The sequence below is a fragment of the Cytobacillus oceanisediminis 2691 genome, assembly GCF_007678455.1.
GTDB lineage: Bacteria > Bacillota > Bacilli > Bacillales > Cytobacillaceae > Mesobacillus > Mesobacillus oceanisediminis_A.
This window is the reverse complement of sequence record NZ_VEEP01000003.1, coordinates 180,007-196,658: the sequence shown is the minus strand read 5'-3', so window position 1 is coordinate 196,658 and position 16,652 is coordinate 180,007. Positions and strand designations below refer to the sequence as shown.

Sequence of the window (16,652 nt, the reverse complement as noted above, 5' to 3'; positions counted from 1 at the left end):
TAAGATTGTGAAGGAGTTAACTCTGCCCAATACCGAATTACCGGATAAAGCTGAATTATTACGTAGGGAAATACGGGAGTTTTTAAACAAGGAAAAAGAGATTGGGAGTTTTGAACCGAAATGTGACACCTGGCTGGGCGGCTACTCAGCAGAATTTAGCCGTAAAATAGGTAAACAAGGCTGGCTGGGAATGACCTGGCCAAAAAAATATGGGGGTCATGAACGATCTGCATTGGAACGTTTTGTGGTGACTGAAGAGCTTCTTGCAGCAGGGGCGCCTGTGGCGGCACATTGGTTTGGAGACCGGCAAACAGGACCTTTGTTGCTGCGTTACGGAACAGAAGAACAAAAACAGCGGTTTTTGCCTTTACTCGCCAGGGGAGAAATTTTCTTTGCGATAGGCTTAAGCGAACCGAATTCCGGCTCCGATCTTGCTTCCGTTTCCACAAAGGCTAAAAAGTCAGGCAATAAATGGATTGTTAATGGCAGCAAAATATGGACAAGCGGGGCACACCATGCTCATTATATGATCACATTAGTTCGGACAACTTCTATAGGAGATAAAAAACATGAGGGATTAAGCCAAATCCTCCTGGACCTGTCAGCACCAGGCATAACGATTCGACCGATTTATCTGATGACAGGAGAGCATCATTTCAACGAAGTAATTATGGAAGACGTTGAAGTGTCAGAGGATATGATCATTGGAGAAGAAGGGGAAGGCTGGAAGCAAAGCATGGCTGAGCTTGCTTATGAACGCAGTGGCCCTGAGAGGTTTATGAGTACTTATCCGCTGCTTGAAGAGTTGATCAGAAGACTTTCAGGTTCTGACAGCGACTATGCCAGCGTGGCAATTGGAAGACTTGTTGCCAGGTTATGGACACTCCGAAAAATGTCTTTAGGTGTAGCCGGTTTACTTGAACAGGGAAAGTCACCGGAAATTGCAGCAGCACTTGTAAAGGATCTAGGAACTGAATATGAAAATGAGATCATCAAGGTTGCAAGACTGCTGATTCCAAGCCATCCTTCTGTAAAAGCAGATTCAAGGTTTGATGAATTATTGGCCCAGGCCATTCTTCATGCCCCTGGCTTTACTCTTCGGGGTGGAACAACTGAAATATTGAGGGGAATAATCGCAAGGGGGTTAGGGGTTCGATGAGTGAAATAAGAGCTATGCTTGAGGATACCGTTAGCAAGGTATTAAAAGATCTTTGTACAAAAGAGTTAATTGCTTCTGCAGAAAAAGGTGCATTCCCTACAATGCTCTGGAACACACTTGAAGAGCTTGGTGTGGTTTCGGTGGGAATTAGTGAAGAGAAAGGCGGCTCTGGTGGAGATTTAGGCGACTATTTCTCTATGGTTAAGATTGCCGGTTATTATGCTTTGCCTGTCCCTTTGGCTGAACATATTCTTGCTAATTTAGCCCTTGCAGAAGCTGGCCTGCCAATAAATAATCATATAAGTACATTCACTCTTGAAAATGAAATTGAGTTTGACGAAACTGACTCAGGCTGGTTGCTAGCTGGCACTGCTAAATATGTTCCATGGGCCAGAAACGCTGAATCAATTATAATTTTGGGAAGGACCTTTGAGAATCAATATATGATTGGAAGTGTTCCGATAGAAATTTGTGAAGTACGCCATCATGAAAATTTGGCAGGAGACCCACGTGATGAAGTAATTCTGAAGCAAATACGGTTGAACAATAATGAGGTTAAGGCCATCGAACCATCCATGTTCAATGATTTTATTGATTTGGCTTCTTTGACAAGAGTCATGCTTATGGCCGGTGCACTGGAGAGAACATTGGAGCTGTCCGTTAATTACACCAAAGAAAGAACACAGTTCGGCAGACCAATCGGCAAATTCCAGGCTGTACAACAGCAGCTTGCTGTTTTAGCTGGTGAAACAACAGCTTCGCTGGCTGTTGCCGATTTTATTGTCTCAAATATAGACTCAAATATAAGTTCAGAAGAAGCTGCCATAGCAAAAATCCAGCTTGGTGATGCCGCAGAGGCAGGCTTCCGTATTGGCCATCAGGTACATGGAGCAATGGGGTTTACAGATGAGCATCCTCTGCATCAAAGCACGAGACGGTTATGGTCGTGGCGTGATGAATATGGATCGGAGACCATTCTGGCCAGAAACCTTGGAGAAAAAATTATTCAGTCACAGGAATTATGGGGATTCATTACAGGTTCGCGGTGAATGGAAGAGTAAATTGGTTTTAAGGCTGTTGTCTTGAAAAAAGGGTGCCAAGCTATACTTTTAGACACCCTTTTTTATGCCCTTTTCTTTATTGCATTATCAAAGAAAAGTAAAAATCAGCAGCTGAATTTTTCTGACTTTAGGCTTTATAGTGGCAGGAGCAGAAAGAAAAGTACCCCGAAGCGTAGTGTAATAAATAGGTTTTATACGAAAAACACCAATCAATGCGAAAACAGCTTCTTTACAGAATTCTATCCATTCAAAGAGTAAGGCTTGGTATCATGAATAAATTTGACGAAATTTTGGATAGCGCCTGTCATAATTAAATCCTTTTGGTATATTAAGTTGGAGTACCGCATCATTTGGGGAACACCTTCTACTTTCACCATCTTGATTGTTCCCATCTCAAGCTCATTCTGGACAGATATTTGCGGTAAAATGGATATACCCATGTTGATTTCAATCATTTTCTTTACAGCATTGATATCATTTAACTCCATGCCAGTTTTAAGCGTATACCCCATATTGACAAACATACTTTGAATCTGTGGCCAATAGCTCGATTTTTTTCCATACACGATAAATTGTTCCTGAAGAATATCATCAATTGATACATCCGTTGCATCGGCCAGTCGATGATGTGGTGAAACAACAAATACAGAGGGATCCTGTCCAATGAGTTCACTATGAAGAAACTCGTCGCTAAAGTCTGGAGTACTGGTTCGTGCAATTGCAAAATGAACCTCCCGGTTATAGACCATTTCAATCATTTTTGGTGTGAATTCTGTATGCAGGATAATGTCCACTGAAGGATAGAGATGATTGAAATTTTCTAATATTTTAGGTAAGACCCAATAACAAAAGGAGTGGGAGGTTACCAATGACAAGGAGCCAGTATGTCCTTGTTTATAATTGGCCAAAGAATTTTCAGCTTCTTTAACAAGAGAAAGGATTTGGGTAGAATATTGATAAAGAATTTTTCCCGCATCTGTTAAATTGCCCATTGCTTTATTTTTCCGGTTAAATAACTGCATACCTAAATCTTCCTCTAAGCTTTTAATGTGAGCACTTACGGTCGGCTGGGAAATGAAAAGCTCCTTAGCTGCGTTTGAAAAATTCTTGTGTTTATAAATCGTATTAAAAACCTCTAATTGTTTAATATCCATTTAACGTCATCCTCAACTATAATTATAGATTTTTACTATCTTAGTAAATATTATATCAGAATTATTAATAATTTTATAGAGGAAATTTTAGTGTTGAGAATTGCTTTATTCACCATTATTAAAAAATTCAGAAAAGTGTAGACGTTTTTAATTGGATCCAGTATCCTATTATTACAAGGGTAAGAAAGCTTTAAAGGGAGGAGGGTTAAGAATCACGACAGCTGCCAGCGATATTCTTAAAGAAATTGAAAATCTTTCAAGCGAAGAAAGAAATCAAGTTTTCCATGTGATCAAGGCGCTTAAAGGGTCAAAAAAACAGCTCCATTATACAGGAAGGCTTTTAGGGATTGGATTTGAGGTAAATGGAGAAATGAGTATGGAATTGGGTATGCAAAATGCCAATACATATGATGTTGCACAAGGTGGCGCTCTCTATACATTGGCAGACGTGGCCATTGGTTTTCACATAATGACCAGGATACCAAAAGAATCTCAAGTCTTCACGTTAGAATTGAAAATGAATTATATCAGGCCAGGTAAAGGAAAAAAACTGTATGCAAAGCCTTCAATCATTCATCTCGGCAAAAGTACAGTTGTTTCCGAATGCAAAATCATAGATGAAAAAGGCCAGACAGTGGCAATTGCCTTAGGCACCTTTTTTTTAAAGCACAAAGAGTTAATGAAGGAGGAAGTAAAATGAGTGTAAAATTTGATGAAGGTTTGAAAGTAAGACGTGAAGTGTTAGGGGCAGAATATGTAGACAACTCAATAAAAAACGCAACAAGCTTTACAAAACCTCTTCAGGAATTAGTTACCGAATATTGCTGGGGAGAAATTTGGACTAGAGAAGGTTTGCCTAAAAAGACGAGAAGCATGATTAATTTAGCGATGCTGACAGCTTTAAATCGTCCGCATGAATTGAAGCTGCATTTACGTGGAGCCATTAATAATGGAGTCACCAAAGAAGAAATCCAGGAAATCTTTTTACAAACTGCTATTTATTGCGGAGTACCAGCATCACTGGATAGTTTTAAAGCAGCCCGTGAAATATTTGAGGAAATGGGAATAGAAGAGTAAAAAGATAGCTGAACTTCATTCTGCAAAACACCATTCTAAGATAAATGTTGAATGGTGTTTTCTTTAACTAAAAACATTGAATTTTTTGATAATTAATACTATTATAAAATTAGAGCTGTCGACAGCCGACAGATAATTAAAAGAGGAAGGGAGGGAAAATGTGAACCAGATACCACTTGAGAAAGCGCTTCCGTTTTACCTGCAAATTCAGCAAACTATAAAAGAGCGAATTTGGCAAGGTGAATATAAACCAGGTGATCGTTTATTTGAAGCTCAGCTTGCAAAACAATTCTCCACTAGCCGCAGCCCTGTGCGAGAAGCGATTCGGACTTTAATTAATGAAGGTCTTTTGATTATGGATGAGAAATCTCAAATAACTGTATATAAACCAACTTTGAAAGATGTAAGAGATATTTACGGCTGCAGGGTTGCACTTGAATCAGCTGCTGTGGCTCTGGCAGCAGAGAGGGCTTCTGAGCGGCAAATAGAAGAACTGGGAAGAATAATAGAAAAAACAGAAGCCGCTGTTGAAAGCAATAAAAAGGAAGAAATCGTAAAGTGGAACACAAAGTTCCATGAACACATTATTTTAATAAGCGAAAACATTAGGTTGAAAAAACTGGTGGATGAGCTTCATTCATTAACCTATTATTATAGGCTACTGAATATTGAAGGTAATGAACGAGGGTTAGTCATTTTAAAAGGGCATAAAGAAATATTCAACGCGATTAGAGAAAAGGATCCTGAAAAAGCAGTACTCAGTTTAAAGAAACATACGGAAGAGGATTTGAAAAACTTGATAATTTTAATTGAAGGAAAAGAGGGGGAAAAATGAGGATTGTTGATGCTGAGGTCTTAACTGAAAGTGTTGCTAAATTGTGCTGGGAAGCTTGTTACTACTTGCCGGATGATGTTCTAGCAGGTTTTCGACGTGCCGAAAAAACAGAAGCTTCGCCCATTGGCAAATCTATTCTCCAACAGCTGCTGGAAAATGCGGATGAAGCAAAAACAAATCACATGCCATATTGTCATGATACAGGAATGGCAGTTGTTTTTGTTGAAATAGGGCAGGATGTTCACATTACAGGTGGGGATTATCTTGCTAGCATTCAGGAAGGAGTGCGGACTGGTTACAGAGAAGGCTATTTAAGAAAATCTGTAGTAGGAGATCCTTTGCTGCGCGTTAACACGGGGGACAATACACCAGCTGTCGTACATACGGAAATTGTGCCAGGTGACACAATCAAAATTACTGTCCTGCCAAAAGGCGGAGGCAGTGAGAATATGAGTGCAATGAAATTTCTTCTTCCAGGAGAAGGTATTGAGGGTGTAAAGAAATTTGTCCTTCAGACAATAAAAGATGCTGGAGGAAAGGCATGCCCACCCGTAGTTGTCGGAGTGGGGATTGGCGGTAGTTTTGATAAAGTGACTTCTCTTGCGAAACATGCTGTATTAAGAGAAATCGGTGTTCACCATCCAGACCAGCATATTGCCGAACTTGAACAGGAATTGCTGGAAGCCATTAATGAAACAGGGATTGGGCCACAGGGACTTGGGGGAACGAGTACTGCCCTTTGGGTACCTATTGAAACATACGCATGTCATATTACAGCTTTGCCTGTTGCAGTTAATATTCAATGTCATGCTGCAAGAAAGAAAACAATCGTAATTTAAACAACGGCTAATAATGATGATTTTTGGCCGAGCAAATGATTAATGAAACTGAAAGAAAATCTAAATGGAATCGAAAGGAGAGGAATCAATGTGGCAGAATATAGGCTGCAAACTCCTATAACAAAAGAAGATATAAAAAAAATTAAAATCGGCGATTCGGTTCTCCTTACAGGAACGATTTATATGGCAAGGGATGCTGCACATAAGAGAATGGTTGAACTGCTTGAGAAAAATGAGCCATTGCCTGTCGACCTGAAGGGAGAGATCATATTCTATGCAGGGCCCTGTCCCCCAAAACCAGGACAGATCATTGGTCCTGTCGCACCGACAACCGCATTCAGAATGGATCCTTACGCCACTGCAATGTATGAATATGGGGTTGTGGGGACAATTGGTAAAGGACCGAGAAGAGACATTGTAAAAGAAGCATGCAAGAAATATGGTGCAGTCTCATTTGCCGCAATTGGCGGTTTATCAACCATTTTAAGCAGAAGGGTTAAAGCAGTACAGGTGGTTGCTTATGAGGATCTTGGTCCAGAGGCAATAAGGCGGCTTGAAGTAGAAGATTTCCCATTGCTCGTTGCGTATGATTCATTCGGGGATGACCTCTATATGCAAGAGATAGCTAAATATGAAAACTATAATGAAAAAGCAAACAAAGGAGCTGTTTAAGGATGAAAAATTACGAGATTGCGGTCATACCTGGCGATGGCATTGGAAAAGAAGTGGTCCCTGTAGCGTTAAAAGTATTGGATACGGTTGCAGAGATACATGGGGGACTTAAATTTAGTTATCAATCTTTTCCCTGGAGCAGTGATTATTATATAGAACATGGAAAGATGATGCCAGAAGATGGATTAAATACACTTAAAAACTTTGATTCTATCTTTCTTGGAGCAATAGGAAACCCTGCTCTTGTACCTGACCATATTTCTCTTTGGGGTCTTTTAATCAAAATTAGAAGAGAGTTTGAACAATCTATTAATATTAGGCCAGCTAAATATTTTAAAGGATTAAGATCCCCTCTAGTCAATCCGAAAGACTTTGACTTAATTGTAGTGAGGGAGAATAGTGAAGGGGAATATAGTGAAGTTGGCGGCAGAATTCACAAAGGTGAAGATGAGCTTGCAGTCCAAAATGCTATATTTACAAGAAAAGGGACAGAACGTGCTATGCACTATGCCTTTGAACTTGCAAAGAAAAGAAGAGGTCATGTAACCTCTGCTACAAAGTCAAATGGAATTTTCCATTCTATGCCTTTCTGGGATGAAGTATTTAATGATGTTAAGAAAGACTACAATGATGTACAAACGACTGCCTACCATATTGATGCCCTTGCAGCATTTTTTGTAACGCGTCCGCAAATATTCGATGTGATTGTAGCAAGCAATCTGTTTGGTGATATTTTAACTGACCTAGGGGGAGCTATTATGGGGAGCATTGGCATAGCCCCTGCAGCAAATATCAACATTAACGGAAAATACCCATCTATGTTTGAGCCGGTTCATGGTTCTGCTCCTGATATCGTTGGCAAAGGAATTGCAAATCCAATTGGGCAAATTTGGACCGCTAAAATGATGCTTGATCATTTCGGAGAAGAAGAGTTAGGCAAAAAGCTTCTTGATGTCATTGAGGATATAACGGAGGACGGAATCAAGACATCTGATATTGGCGGAACATCATCTACAGAAGAGGTGGGAGATGAGATTTGCAGAAGATTGAAGAAGGCAGTTTCAGTATAAATTAAAGAATAATTGAAAAAAATTCCAGCCCATCAGCTGGAATTTTTTTGTCCTTTTAAAATGTTAAAAAGGGTACCCGTCTCCCGGTGTGTAACTTAATTAAGTTTTTAGCTAAAAAACAACCGCTGCAGCATTGGCAGCGGTTGTAGCAAGCCGTGTAATATAATTATTTGCTTTCAGCATCCTCAATAATATCTTTGCCGATTTTTTCTGCCCATTCACTGTAGACTGGCTCTAAAGCCTTCTTGAATTCTTCAATTTCTGCTTCTGAGAGCTCGTTGATTTCTACTTGACCATTTTCTTTAAGCTTAGCTAATGCGTCATCGTTAAGCTGTTTCGCTGATTCTCTGGCAAGCTTTGTTCCTTCGTCAATACCTTTTTGAACAATAGCTTTTGTTTCCTCATTTAAGCCATCCCAGAACTTAGTGTTAGTGAGCAATGCGTAGTCAACACGAGTATGCCCCATGATAGTCATGTACTTTTGAACTTCATCAAACTTTTTGGACTCAATATTGCTAAATGTATTTTCCTGTCCATCGACAGTTCCTTGTTGAAGGGCTGTGTACAGTTCTCCAAATGGGATAGAAGCTGATCCTGCACCTACCTCATCATAAATGGCTTCCAGCAATTGACCGCCCTGAGTCCGGATTTTCATACCTTTTAGATCCTCTGGCTTTGTGATAGGTTTTTTATCATTTGTCATGTGCTTGGCACCATTTGGCCACATTGCCTGACCAAGAACACCATCTTTTTCTAAACGCTTGAAGATCTCTTGACCTTTTTCTCCATCCCAGAACGCATTAGCTGCTTCATCTGTTTCAAAAAGGAAAGGCATTGCTGGAATATTAAATCCAGGATCGTTACCAACAAGCTTAGACATATCAGGCAAAATAAACTGGACATTGTTTGCTACCAGATTCTGATATTCGTCTTTATCGCCAAATAAAGAGCTGTTTGGGTACACCTGAACCTTGATCTTACCACCTGATTCTTTTTCAATAACTTCTTTCATTTTGAGTGCACCCTGGTGCTTTGGAGTATTTTCAGCAACTACGTGGGAAATTTTAATCGTAAGTTCCTGAACCCCATCACTTTTTGTGCCGCCACTTTTTCCTTCAGTTTTCTCGGAATTACCGCAAGCTGCCAGGGCGAAGGTCAGTACCAGTGTCATTGCCGCCAGCAATAATTTTTTCATTTTCTTCATTTAAAATCCCCCTTTTAATAAATATGATGAGACAAATTTGTTTATTTCTGTATGATCTGCTTCTTTATCCAGTGCATTGCTTGCCTCACTGTATTTTTGAAATACAATCTCAGGCAGCGACGTTGCAGCACCTGAATCTTTAAAAAGCTGATTGGCCATGCCTATGTCCTTTTTAATTAGGTCAAGGGAAAAACCGGAGTCATATGATTCAGTCAAAATAAAGTTAGGAAACTTATATTCAGTCGAACCGCTTCTGCCCGTACTTTGATTAATAACATTAATAGCCTGATCAGGTTCTACTCCAAAACTCTCCAGTAATTGGACAGCCTCACAGGATGCTAAAAGGTGAGAGGCAGATAAGTAATTATTGATTGCTTTAATTAAGTGGCCGCTTCCTATAGGTCCCACATGAAATATATTAGTCCCCATGGCACTTAGTAAACGCTTACACTTTTGGAAGTGGTCAGCCGTTCCTCCAGCCATAATTGTTAATGTCCCTTCAACCGCTTTTTTGACTCCTCCACTGACAGGTGCATCGACAAAGCTTATTTGACTTTGTTCGAGCTTTTTGCTGTTCTCTTTTGTATCACGAGGATAGGAACTGCTCATATCAATAACCATTAGTTCCTTTTGGTTTGCCTTGGGCCGGGAAGATTCGGAAGAAATAATTTCATCTAATACTTTATTAACGATCGCTGAAGAGGGAAGCATTAAAATAATGGAATGAACATCGCTAATCCATTCGTCAAATTTTCCGGTATTACCGCCAGCCGCCTTGAATTCCATCAAGGCGTCCACATTAACATCTGTTCCAAAGACATTATAATGATTTTTCAAAAGGTTTTTTGCCATCGGCAAGCCCATTTTCCCGAGTCCAATAAAGCCGATATTCCCGTTCATAAAGAAATATCTCCTTTAAACTCCTTATGTAATGAGCAATTGAAACTTTTACTAACTGCAAAGAAAGCCGCAATTTTCTCTGACATTTGAGCCTCATTGAAACATCCACTGAAGTTTCTGCTTTTTGTTGCCAAATTAAAAAGTTTTCCTTTCACTTTTCGACCTCCCATTTTGGATTTTGGATACAAAATAAATGCGACATGGTGAAAAGACATGTTGTTGGAAATAGTATAACAAATCAACGGAATATTGTGAATACGCAAAAAATAATAAAAAAATAAAAATTTTCTGTTTATTTTTATTTTAACATCTAGTATATTAAAAAATGATACTAGCATGGATTGGATACAATCCGGAAAAAGGAGTTGAAGGGGTATGAAGCTCTTTAAATGGCTCGATCGCATCGAAGAAGGTGCAGCTGGTTTGCTGTTTATGGGAGGCGTGGCAGTAAGTTTATATGGTGTATTTACAAGATATGTCTTAAATGCACCTAAAGCATGGGTAACGGAAATTTTTGAATTTTTGTTGGTGTGGGCTATATTTATTGGTTTTGGAATGGCATTAAAAGACAATCGGCATATTCAAGTTGAACTTCTCTTTGACAAGCTGCCAACAGGTCTGAAAAAAATCGTTGCTGGTATTAGCAATATAATTGGTGCAGGATTCTCCTTCTACCTTGCTTATTCTTCTATAGAATTGATAACGCTTTCAAAGGTACAGGGGATTACTACAATTGATGTTGGCATACCGATCTGGATTACTTATCTTGTTCTTCCTATCGGTATGAGTTTACTGGGGATCTATTTCGTTGTAAAAGCATATCGGGCATTCAAGGGAGACAAACGGGAGATTACCGGGGAGCTTGAAAATCTTTATGAAGAGATGAAGGAATTAACTACAGAAGAGCAAAAGGAAGTGGGAGCATGAGTCCGGTCTTAGTGTTATTTTTGGTTTTCGCCGTTCTTTGCCTTATTAGAGTTCCAATTGCAGTTAGCCTGGGGCTTTCAAGTATAGTAGCTCTGTCTATGGTCGATTTTACGCTATACACAGTCATCCAAAAAATGTTTAACTCCTTAAACTCTGCAACATTAATGGCGATTCCTGGATTTGTATTTGCGGGAATTATCATGTCAAAAGGCGGGATTTCATACCATCTTATTGAGGCGTTAAAATCCTGGGTAGGTCATATCCGCGGTGGGCTGGCTGTTGTTACCATCCTTGCTTGTATGATATTTGCAGCGATTTCCGGATCTAGTCCTGCTACAGCTGCAGCGATTGGAAGTATTATGATTCCGGGCATGGTTAAAGCTGGATACAGCAAGCGATATGCTATGGGGCTGGTTGCAGCTTCGGGGACACTAGGGATTCTTATTCCACCATCAATCCCGTTAATTATTTATGCATCTGTTGCCGAAGAGTCTGTGGGCAAGCTATTTGCTGCTGGGATCATTCCAGGTCTGCTGCTGGGCGGAATTTTGTTGGTTTCGGCGATTATTAATGCAAGAATCAATAATTATGGCAAATTGCCAAAAGAATCCATGGATGTTCGCTTGAAAAAGACCTATAAAGCGGTCTGGGGTTTCCTTCTTCCCGTCATTATTCTGGGAGGAATTTATTCAGGTATTGTAACACCAACTGAAGCTGCTTTCGTTTCTTGTTTCTATGGAATTATTGTTTCAGTATTTATTTATAAGGAAATGTCATTCCCTAAATTTAGAGAAGTACTTAAGGAATCGATCAATATTACTTCTATGATTTTCCTGGTAATTGCTTCAGCCATGATTTTCGGGATGTTTTTAACAACTGAACAAGTTCCTCAAAGTTTTGCAACATGGATTGAAGCCAGTACTACAAATAAATGGATCTTTATGATCGGCGTCAATTTAATGTTCTTCGTACTCGGAATGTTTCTTGAAGCTGTAGCGATTATTCTGATCACTCTTCCAATTTTGCTTCCGGTGTTAGTAATGTTTGATATTAATATAATTCACTTTGCGATCATTATGACAATCAATATGGAATTGGCTATGATTACACCTCCAGTAGGATTGAATCTGTTTGTTGTAAGTGGGATCACAAGGGAAAAGGTCGGGGAAGTGGTAAGAGGGGTTCTTCCTTTCTTTGCTCTAATGATTTTAGCGCTTGTATTGGTAGTAATCTTCCCACAAATTTCGCTGTTTTTAGCTAAATAATTCTTGCTAGTTTGTATATTGTCTGAGGAGTTTTACTATGAATCAAGTGAAAAATTTTCATACATTACAAGAAAAAGTTACAGATATGATAAGAGAATCAATTTTCACACAGGTGTATAAACCTGGTGAAAGACTGATTCAGGATGAACTGGCATCAAGGTTCGGAGTGAGCAGGATGCCGGTAAGGGAAGCATTGCGCTGCCTGGAAAGAGAAGGACTGGTAATATTTCTTCCGCATAAAGGAGCTCAGGTAATCGGGTTCAGAAGGGAAGATATAGAAGAACTATACTATTTGAGAGCTCTGCTGGAAGGCATAACTGTTCAAAAATCGATGAATTTTCTTACTAAAAAAGACAGAACAGAACTGAGTCTTTTGGTTGAAAAGATGGATCATGATATTGACAACAATGACCAGGATTCTTTTATCAGTCATAACCACCAGTTTCATCTGTTGCTTCAAAAGGGGTGCAATTGGAAAAAGATAAAACTGCTGACAAAAGAGTTTATCGAAGGTTACCCTGCGCATGTTCCAAGTCTAATTCCAAAAACAATGATTATTTCAAATGAAGAGCATAAAAGAATGCTTCAAGCATTAGAATTAAAGGATCCGATCATGTTGAGGCAGCTTGTAGAAAATCATATTATGAGGGCAGGAAATGCGCTTACTCAAGTAATTGAGTGAGCAATTCCTTTAATATAATCGGATCCAATATCCATGGAGGAGAAAAAATGCCGCCAAAACGATCGTACTTATTTGTTCCAGCTACATCTGAAAGAATGTTGGAGAAAGCTGTATCAAGCAATGCAGACAGTATCATATTTGATTTGGAAGATGCTGTGGCAATTAATGAAAAAGAGATTGCAAGAGAGAGGGCAAAAAACTATTTATTAAACCATCCAGCAGACAAAGATGTCTATATTCGAATCAATGATTTTACAACAGAGTATTGGAGAAAAGATGCAGAGTGCTCCGTTGAATCGGGTGCCAAAGGGATTATTGTTCCTAAGGCAGAAAGCGCAGGTAATATGAAAGTGATATGCCAGATAGTCTTGGAAGGGTTAGAAAAAGCGGGTAAGTCAGATACGCAATTTGAAATATTGCCTTTAATTGAAACAGCACGAGGTGTTCATTTTGCATATGAAATTGCTAACTCTCACCACTTAATCAAAAGACTTGTATTTGGATCTATTGATTATTCGCTGGATGTTGATTGTGAATTGACAGATGGAGGAGAAGAGCTCTACTATGCAAGGTCCCAGATTGTAAATGCTTCGAGGGCAGCGGGAATTGGAAGCCCCGTGGATGCAGTCTACCCGGATCTGGCAAATGAAGAGGGACTGAACAGGGAAGCAGTTCGAGCGAGAATTTCGGGGTTTAAAGCGAAGCTGGCCATCCACCCCAAACAGTTGAATGTGATCCACAATGTATTTACTCCAGGGAAAAAAGAACTTGAAGTAGCCAGGGAAATTGTCCTGGCATTTGAGGCGGCAGAGCTAAACGGAAGTGCCTCCATTTCAGTTCAGAATAAACTGGTTGATTACCCTGTATATAAAAAGGCAAAAAGTCTTTTACAATATTACACACTATAAAAAGGAGGGATTTTAGATGACAACAGTTCAATTGGCTGAAAAAATCAAACATACAAATTACGAACAAATAGGTAAAAATGCTGTCTACGAAGCAAAAAGGAGTCTATTAAACTGGCTTGGGGTAGCTATTGGCGCAGCTAACCACGAATCTATGGACAAAGTATTGAATGTTTCAAAATTAATGGGAAGCAGCCCGCAGGCAACAATTCTTGGCCGAAAAGAAAAAACAGATATGCTATTCGCAGCATTGCTGAACGGGATGTCATCCCACATCTATGATTTTGATGATACATTGCTTGAAACAGTCCTTCATCCATCTTCGCCTGTATTCCCTGCAATATTGGCATATAGTGAGCATCAGAAAAAAACCGGTAAAGATGTTTTAGAAGCATTTATCGTCGGCTGTGAAGTTCAGGCAAGGCTAGCGCTGGCTGTATATCCCTCCCATTACTGGAGGGGATGGCATATAACTGGAAGTGTTGGCGGAGTTGGGGCGGCATCTGCTTTAAGCAAGCTATTAGACCTTGATGAGGAAAGGATTTCATATGCTATTGGTATTGCTGCAACAGATCCTACTGGGTTAAGGGAAATGTTTGGAACGATGACGAAGCCTTATCATCCGGGAAAAGCGGCAATGAACGGAATGCTTGCTGCACTTATTGCAGGAGAAGGATTTACAAGCTCTAAAAAAGCGCTGGAAGCAGAACGAGGATTTATCAGCGTGTTGTCCGAAGAAAACAAAATGGAGCTATTGACTGATAATTGGGGCGATAAATGGGAAATTGAAAAAAATAGCTATAAGCCATTTGCCAGCGGGATTGTGACACATCCTGCCATTGATGCTATTATCACTATCCAAAAAGCCCATAGCTTGAAGGCCGAAGAAATCGAAGAAATACATATTACCGGCCATCCGCTTGTTAAAGAACTTACAGGAAAAACTGACTTTACTACAGGGCTTGAAGGCAAATTCAGTGTATACCATTGTGTAGCGGCTGGATTCCTTCATTTAAAAGCAGGAGTAAATGAGTTTACAGATGAGTTCGTTAATAAACTTGAAGTAAAAGCTTTAAGGTCTAAAATTCATTTAACAGTCGATGAAAGTATTAAAGAAGATCAAGTACGTTTAACCGTAAAACTGAAAGATGGCAGAGAGCTAAGCCATTTCATTGAACATTCAATCGGCAGCAAGGATCAGCCGATGACAGACGAGCAATTAATTGAAAAGTTCAAGGATGTAACTGGAAAAGTCATTAGCGAAGAAGCGAAGGATTTACTAATTGATCTGGTATACAGATTTGACGAACTTGAAGATTTGGAGACTTTCTTTCAGTTATGCAGCCCGGTTGAATCTGCTGCCCATATTTAGGTTTCGGAAAGAAGGAGGTTATATTGAGTTCTCCAAACACTAAGGCAAAGGTAAAGCTTTTGCCGAATTCCGTTAAAGTATTTTCAATAGATTCTACAAAAGCTGTAACACTATTATTGGGCGTAATCCTTGCTGTATCTGTTTATGCACTACTTCCAGGCAGCAGCGGCTCAGCCAAAGTTATGCTTGCCCTATTAGTTTTAAGTGTTTTTTACTGGACGTTTGAGCCCCTGCCTCTAGGGGTTACAGCCATGCTGCTCCTTGTGTTAATGATTTTATTTAAAACCGTTAACATGGACATTGTTTTTAGCGGCTTTTCATCTCCTGCGATCTTTCTGATCATAGGAGGAATGATGCTGGCAAGGGGAGTCAATGATACTCCTCTTGCAAAAAGGCTCGCCTATTTAATTTTGGCAAAATGGGCCGGTAATGCTAAGGGTTTATTAGCAAGTATCTTGATCATTCCGCAACTCCAGGCGTTTTTTATTCCTGCTGTTGCTGTAAGAGCAACGTTGATCTTGCCTGTTGCATTAATGGCATTAGAGCATATCGGGGTAAAAAAAGATGGAAATCTCCGTAAAATGATTTTGCTTGCAGTCGCTTTTGGAGGAACAATAAGCGGAACAGTGGTCATGACCGCAGCTATTGGAAATATTTTAACCGTTGAATTAATAAAACAATTTCTCGGGATCCAAATTACTTACTTACAATGGTTTATGTATACATTTCCTATTTGGATTCTTTTAATTCCTGTATCATGGTTTGTATTAATTAAAGCGTTTCCCTTGCCAAAAGAAAATGAAGAATTCTCTCATTTAAAAGAGGAAATGGACAAGAAGCTAAAAGACTTGGGACAAATCAATGCAGAAGAAAAAAAGTGTATTGGGATTTTAATTTTGATCGTTTGCCTATGGTTCATTGAACCATTCCATGGACTTCATCCTAGCATTCCTACAATTATTGGTGTTATTTTAATGGCGTTTCCAGGAGTGGGCTGTTCAAAGTGGGAGAACATGGTGAAAATTAATTTTGATACTATTTTGCTTATGGGGGCAACGTTATCGCTAGGTTATGCATTCAATCAATCAGGTGCGGCTGAACTGGTTGGAGCCAGTTTAAGCACTGAATGGATCATTGACTTGCTGCGCTCACCAATTATTGCTGTTATTTCCATCTTAATAATCACCCAAGTTCTGCATTTGGCTGTTGCAAATGTATCAACAGCAGTAGTTACACTCATTCCGATATTTATTGGCCTTTCAGCGAAAGCTGGAGCTGATCCGATATTGATTTGCATTACTGCATCTCTTGCATGTTTGCACGGGTATATTTTGGTTGTCGAAGCGACCCCTAACATAATCGTTCATAGCACAGGTCAAATCCAGCAAAAAGAATTTATCATTCCCGGTATCTATATGACGTTTGCTATGATGATCGTGACAATTTTAACGGCGGTCACTTGGTGGAACTGGATGGGTTTTTTATAACAAAAGCGAACTGTCAGAAAAGTGTAGACAATAATATTTGGAT

The 16,652-nt window shown here is 39.5% G+C and carries 18 protein-coding genes; 14 read left to right on the top strand and 4 right to left on the bottom strand.

What is annotated here, in order from left to right; genetic code table 11:
- The first annotated feature begins 7 nt into the window (after positions 1-7).
- The gene (locus tag FS736_RS07370) at positions 8-1,159 is read left to right on the top strand and encodes an acyl-CoA dehydrogenase family protein (RefSeq protein ID WP_313959709.1); all 1,152 of its coding nucleotides are present in this window, start codon (positions 8-10) and stop codon (positions 1,157-1,159) included.
- Positions 1,156-2,208, top strand: a complete 1,053-nt coding sequence (locus FS736_RS07365; protein WP_144475735.1) for an acyl-CoA dehydrogenase family protein — start codon at positions 1,156-1,158, stop codon at positions 2,206-2,208. The genes FS736_RS07370 and FS736_RS07365 overlap by 4 nt, the downstream gene beginning before the upstream one ends.
- 251 nt (positions 2,209-2,459) lie before the next feature.
- Here FS736_RS07365 and FS736_RS07360 read toward each other — a convergent pair whose 3' ends face one another.
- Positions 2,460-3,374: a LysR family transcriptional regulator gene (locus FS736_RS07360; protein ID WP_144475734.1), complete on the bottom strand. Its 915-nt coding sequence runs from the start codon at positions 3,372-3,374 to the stop codon at positions 2,460-2,462.
- 151 nt (positions 3,375-3,525) lie between these two features.
- On the opposite strand from FS736_RS07360, the gene FS736_RS07355 reads away from it, so the two are divergent.
- The 6 genes from FS736_RS07355 to FS736_RS07330 all read left to right on the top strand — a co-directional run bounded on the left by FS736_RS07355 (position 3,526) and on the right by FS736_RS07330 (position 7,867).
- Positions 3,526-4,074: a PaaI family thioesterase gene (locus FS736_RS07355; protein WP_144475733.1), complete on the top strand. Its 549-nt coding sequence runs from the start codon at positions 3,526-3,528 to the stop codon at positions 4,072-4,074.
- Entirely contained in the window at positions 4,071-4,451 is a 381-nt protein-coding gene (pcaC, locus tag FS736_RS07350; protein WP_144475732.1) for a 4-carboxymuconolactone decarboxylase, read from the top strand. The genes FS736_RS07355 and pcaC overlap by 4 nt, the downstream gene beginning before the upstream one ends.
- 160 nt (positions 4,452-4,611) lie before the next feature.
- A complete protein-coding gene (locus FS736_RS07345; RefSeq protein WP_144475731.1) occupies positions 4,612-5,286 on the top strand; it encodes a GntR family transcriptional regulator in 675 nt (224 codons plus the stop codon).
- Complete coding sequence (locus tag FS736_RS07340; RefSeq protein ID WP_144475730.1) at positions 5,283-6,125, top strand: fumarate hydratase; 843 nt, start codon at positions 5,283-5,285, stop codon at positions 6,123-6,125. Before FS736_RS07345 ends, FS736_RS07340 begins: the two co-directional genes overlap by 4 nt.
- A gap of 90 nt (positions 6,126-6,215) precedes the next feature.
- The gene (locus FS736_RS07335) at positions 6,216-6,797 is read left to right on the top strand and encodes a FumA C-terminus/TtdB family hydratase beta subunit (protein ID WP_144475729.1); all 582 of its coding nucleotides are present in this window, start codon (positions 6,216-6,218) and stop codon (positions 6,795-6,797) included.
- 2 nt (positions 6,798-6,799) lie between these two features.
- The gene (locus FS736_RS07330) at positions 6,800-7,867 is read left to right on the top strand and encodes a tartrate dehydrogenase (RefSeq protein WP_144475728.1); all 1,068 of its coding nucleotides are present in this window, start codon (positions 6,800-6,802) and stop codon (positions 7,865-7,867) included.
- Positions 7,868-8,033: 166 nt separating this feature from the next.
- On the opposite strand, the gene FS736_RS07325 is transcribed toward FS736_RS07330, so the two are convergent.
- The 3 genes from FS736_RS07325 to FS736_RS24215 are packed head-to-tail and all read right to left on the bottom strand — an operon-like array spanning position 8,034 to position 10,126.
- Positions 8,034-9,071 (bottom strand): DctP family TRAP transporter solute-binding subunit, encoded by a 1,038-nt coding sequence (locus FS736_RS07325; RefSeq protein WP_144475727.1) that lies wholly within the window; start codon positions 9,069-9,071, stop codon positions 8,034-8,036.
- Entirely contained in the window at positions 9,072-9,971 is a 900-nt protein-coding gene (locus tag FS736_RS07320; protein WP_144475726.1) for an NAD(P)-dependent oxidoreductase, read from the bottom strand.
- Positions 9,968-10,126 (bottom strand): hypothetical protein, encoded by a 159-nt coding sequence (locus tag FS736_RS24215; RefSeq protein WP_186326711.1) that lies wholly within the window; start codon positions 10,124-10,126, stop codon positions 9,968-9,970. The genes FS736_RS07320 and FS736_RS24215 overlap by 4 nt, the downstream gene beginning before the upstream one ends.
- Before the next feature lie 220 nt (positions 10,127-10,346).
- On the opposite strand from FS736_RS24215, the gene FS736_RS07315 reads away from it, so the two are divergent.
- From FS736_RS07315 to FS736_RS07290, 6 genes are read left to right on the top strand one after another with little or no spacing between them, the layout of a single operon-like run.
- Positions 10,347-10,898: a TRAP transporter small permease gene (locus FS736_RS07315; RefSeq protein WP_144475725.1), complete on the top strand. Its 552-nt coding sequence runs from the start codon at positions 10,347-10,349 to the stop codon at positions 10,896-10,898.
- Positions 10,895-12,163 (top strand): TRAP transporter large permease, encoded by a 1,269-nt coding sequence (locus FS736_RS07310; RefSeq protein ID WP_144475724.1) that lies wholly within the window; start codon positions 10,895-10,897, stop codon positions 12,161-12,163. Before FS736_RS07315 ends, FS736_RS07310 begins: the two co-directional genes overlap by 4 nt.
- Positions 12,164-12,200: 37 nt before the next feature.
- Positions 12,201-12,845, top strand: coding sequence for a GntR family transcriptional regulator (locus FS736_RS07305; protein WP_144475723.1), 645 nt, complete (start codon positions 12,201-12,203; stop codon positions 12,843-12,845).
- 47 nt (positions 12,846-12,892) lie between these two features.
- A complete protein-coding gene (locus tag FS736_RS07300) occupies positions 12,893-13,753 on the top strand; it encodes an HpcH/HpaI aldolase/citrate lyase family protein (RefSeq protein ID WP_144475722.1) in 861 nt (286 codons plus the stop codon).
- 16 nt (positions 13,754-13,769) lie between these two features.
- Complete coding sequence (locus FS736_RS07295; protein WP_144475721.1) at positions 13,770-15,122, top strand: MmgE/PrpD family protein; 1,353 nt, start codon at positions 13,770-13,772, stop codon at positions 15,120-15,122.
- Positions 15,123-15,145: 23 nt separating this feature from the next.
- Positions 15,146-16,609: an SLC13 family permease gene (locus FS736_RS07290; RefSeq protein ID WP_144475720.1), complete on the top strand. Its 1,464-nt coding sequence runs from the start codon at positions 15,146-15,148 to the stop codon at positions 16,607-16,609.
- The last annotated feature ends 43 nt before the right edge of the window (positions 16,610-16,652 follow it).

Coding starts and splice junctions, on each gene's coding strand:
- FS736_RS07295 (WP_144475721.1), top strand. CDS start 13,770: ATGACAACAGTTCAATTGGCTGAAAAAATCAAACATACAAATTACGAA.
- FS736_RS07330 (WP_144475728.1), top strand. CDS start 6,800: ATGAAAAATTACGAGATTGCGGTCATACCTGGCGATGGCATTGGAAAA.
- FS736_RS07320 (WP_144475726.1), bottom strand. CDS start 9,971: ATGAACGGGAATATCGGCTTTATTGGACTCGGGAAAATGGGCTTGCCG.
- FS736_RS07360 (WP_144475734.1), bottom strand. CDS start 3,374: ATGGATATTAAACAATTAGAGGTTTTTAATACGATTTATAAACACAAG.
- FS736_RS07365 (WP_144475735.1), top strand. CDS start 1,156: ATGAGTGAAATAAGAGCTATGCTTGAGGATACCGTTAGCAAGGTATTA.
- FS736_RS07315 (WP_144475725.1), top strand. CDS start 10,347: ATGAAGCTCTTTAAATGGCTCGATCGCATCGAAGAAGGTGCAGCTGGT.
- FS736_RS07310 (WP_144475724.1), top strand. CDS start 10,895: ATGAGTCCGGTCTTAGTGTTATTTTTGGTTTTCGCCGTTCTTTGCCTT.
- FS736_RS07325 (WP_144475727.1), bottom strand. CDS start 9,071: ATGAAGAAAATGAAAAAATTATTGCTGGCGGCAATGACACTGGTACTG.
- FS736_RS07305 (WP_144475723.1), top strand. CDS start 12,201: ATGAATCAAGTGAAAAATTTTCATACATTACAAGAAAAAGTTACAGAT.
- pcaC (WP_144475732.1), top strand. CDS start 4,071: ATGAGTGTAAAATTTGATGAAGGTTTGAAAGTAAGACGTGAAGTGTTA.
- FS736_RS07300 (WP_144475722.1), top strand. CDS start 12,893: ATGCCGCCAAAACGATCGTACTTATTTGTTCCAGCTACATCTGAAAGA.
- FS736_RS07340 (WP_144475730.1), top strand. CDS start 5,283: ATGAGGATTGTTGATGCTGAGGTCTTAACTGAAAGTGTTGCTAAATTG.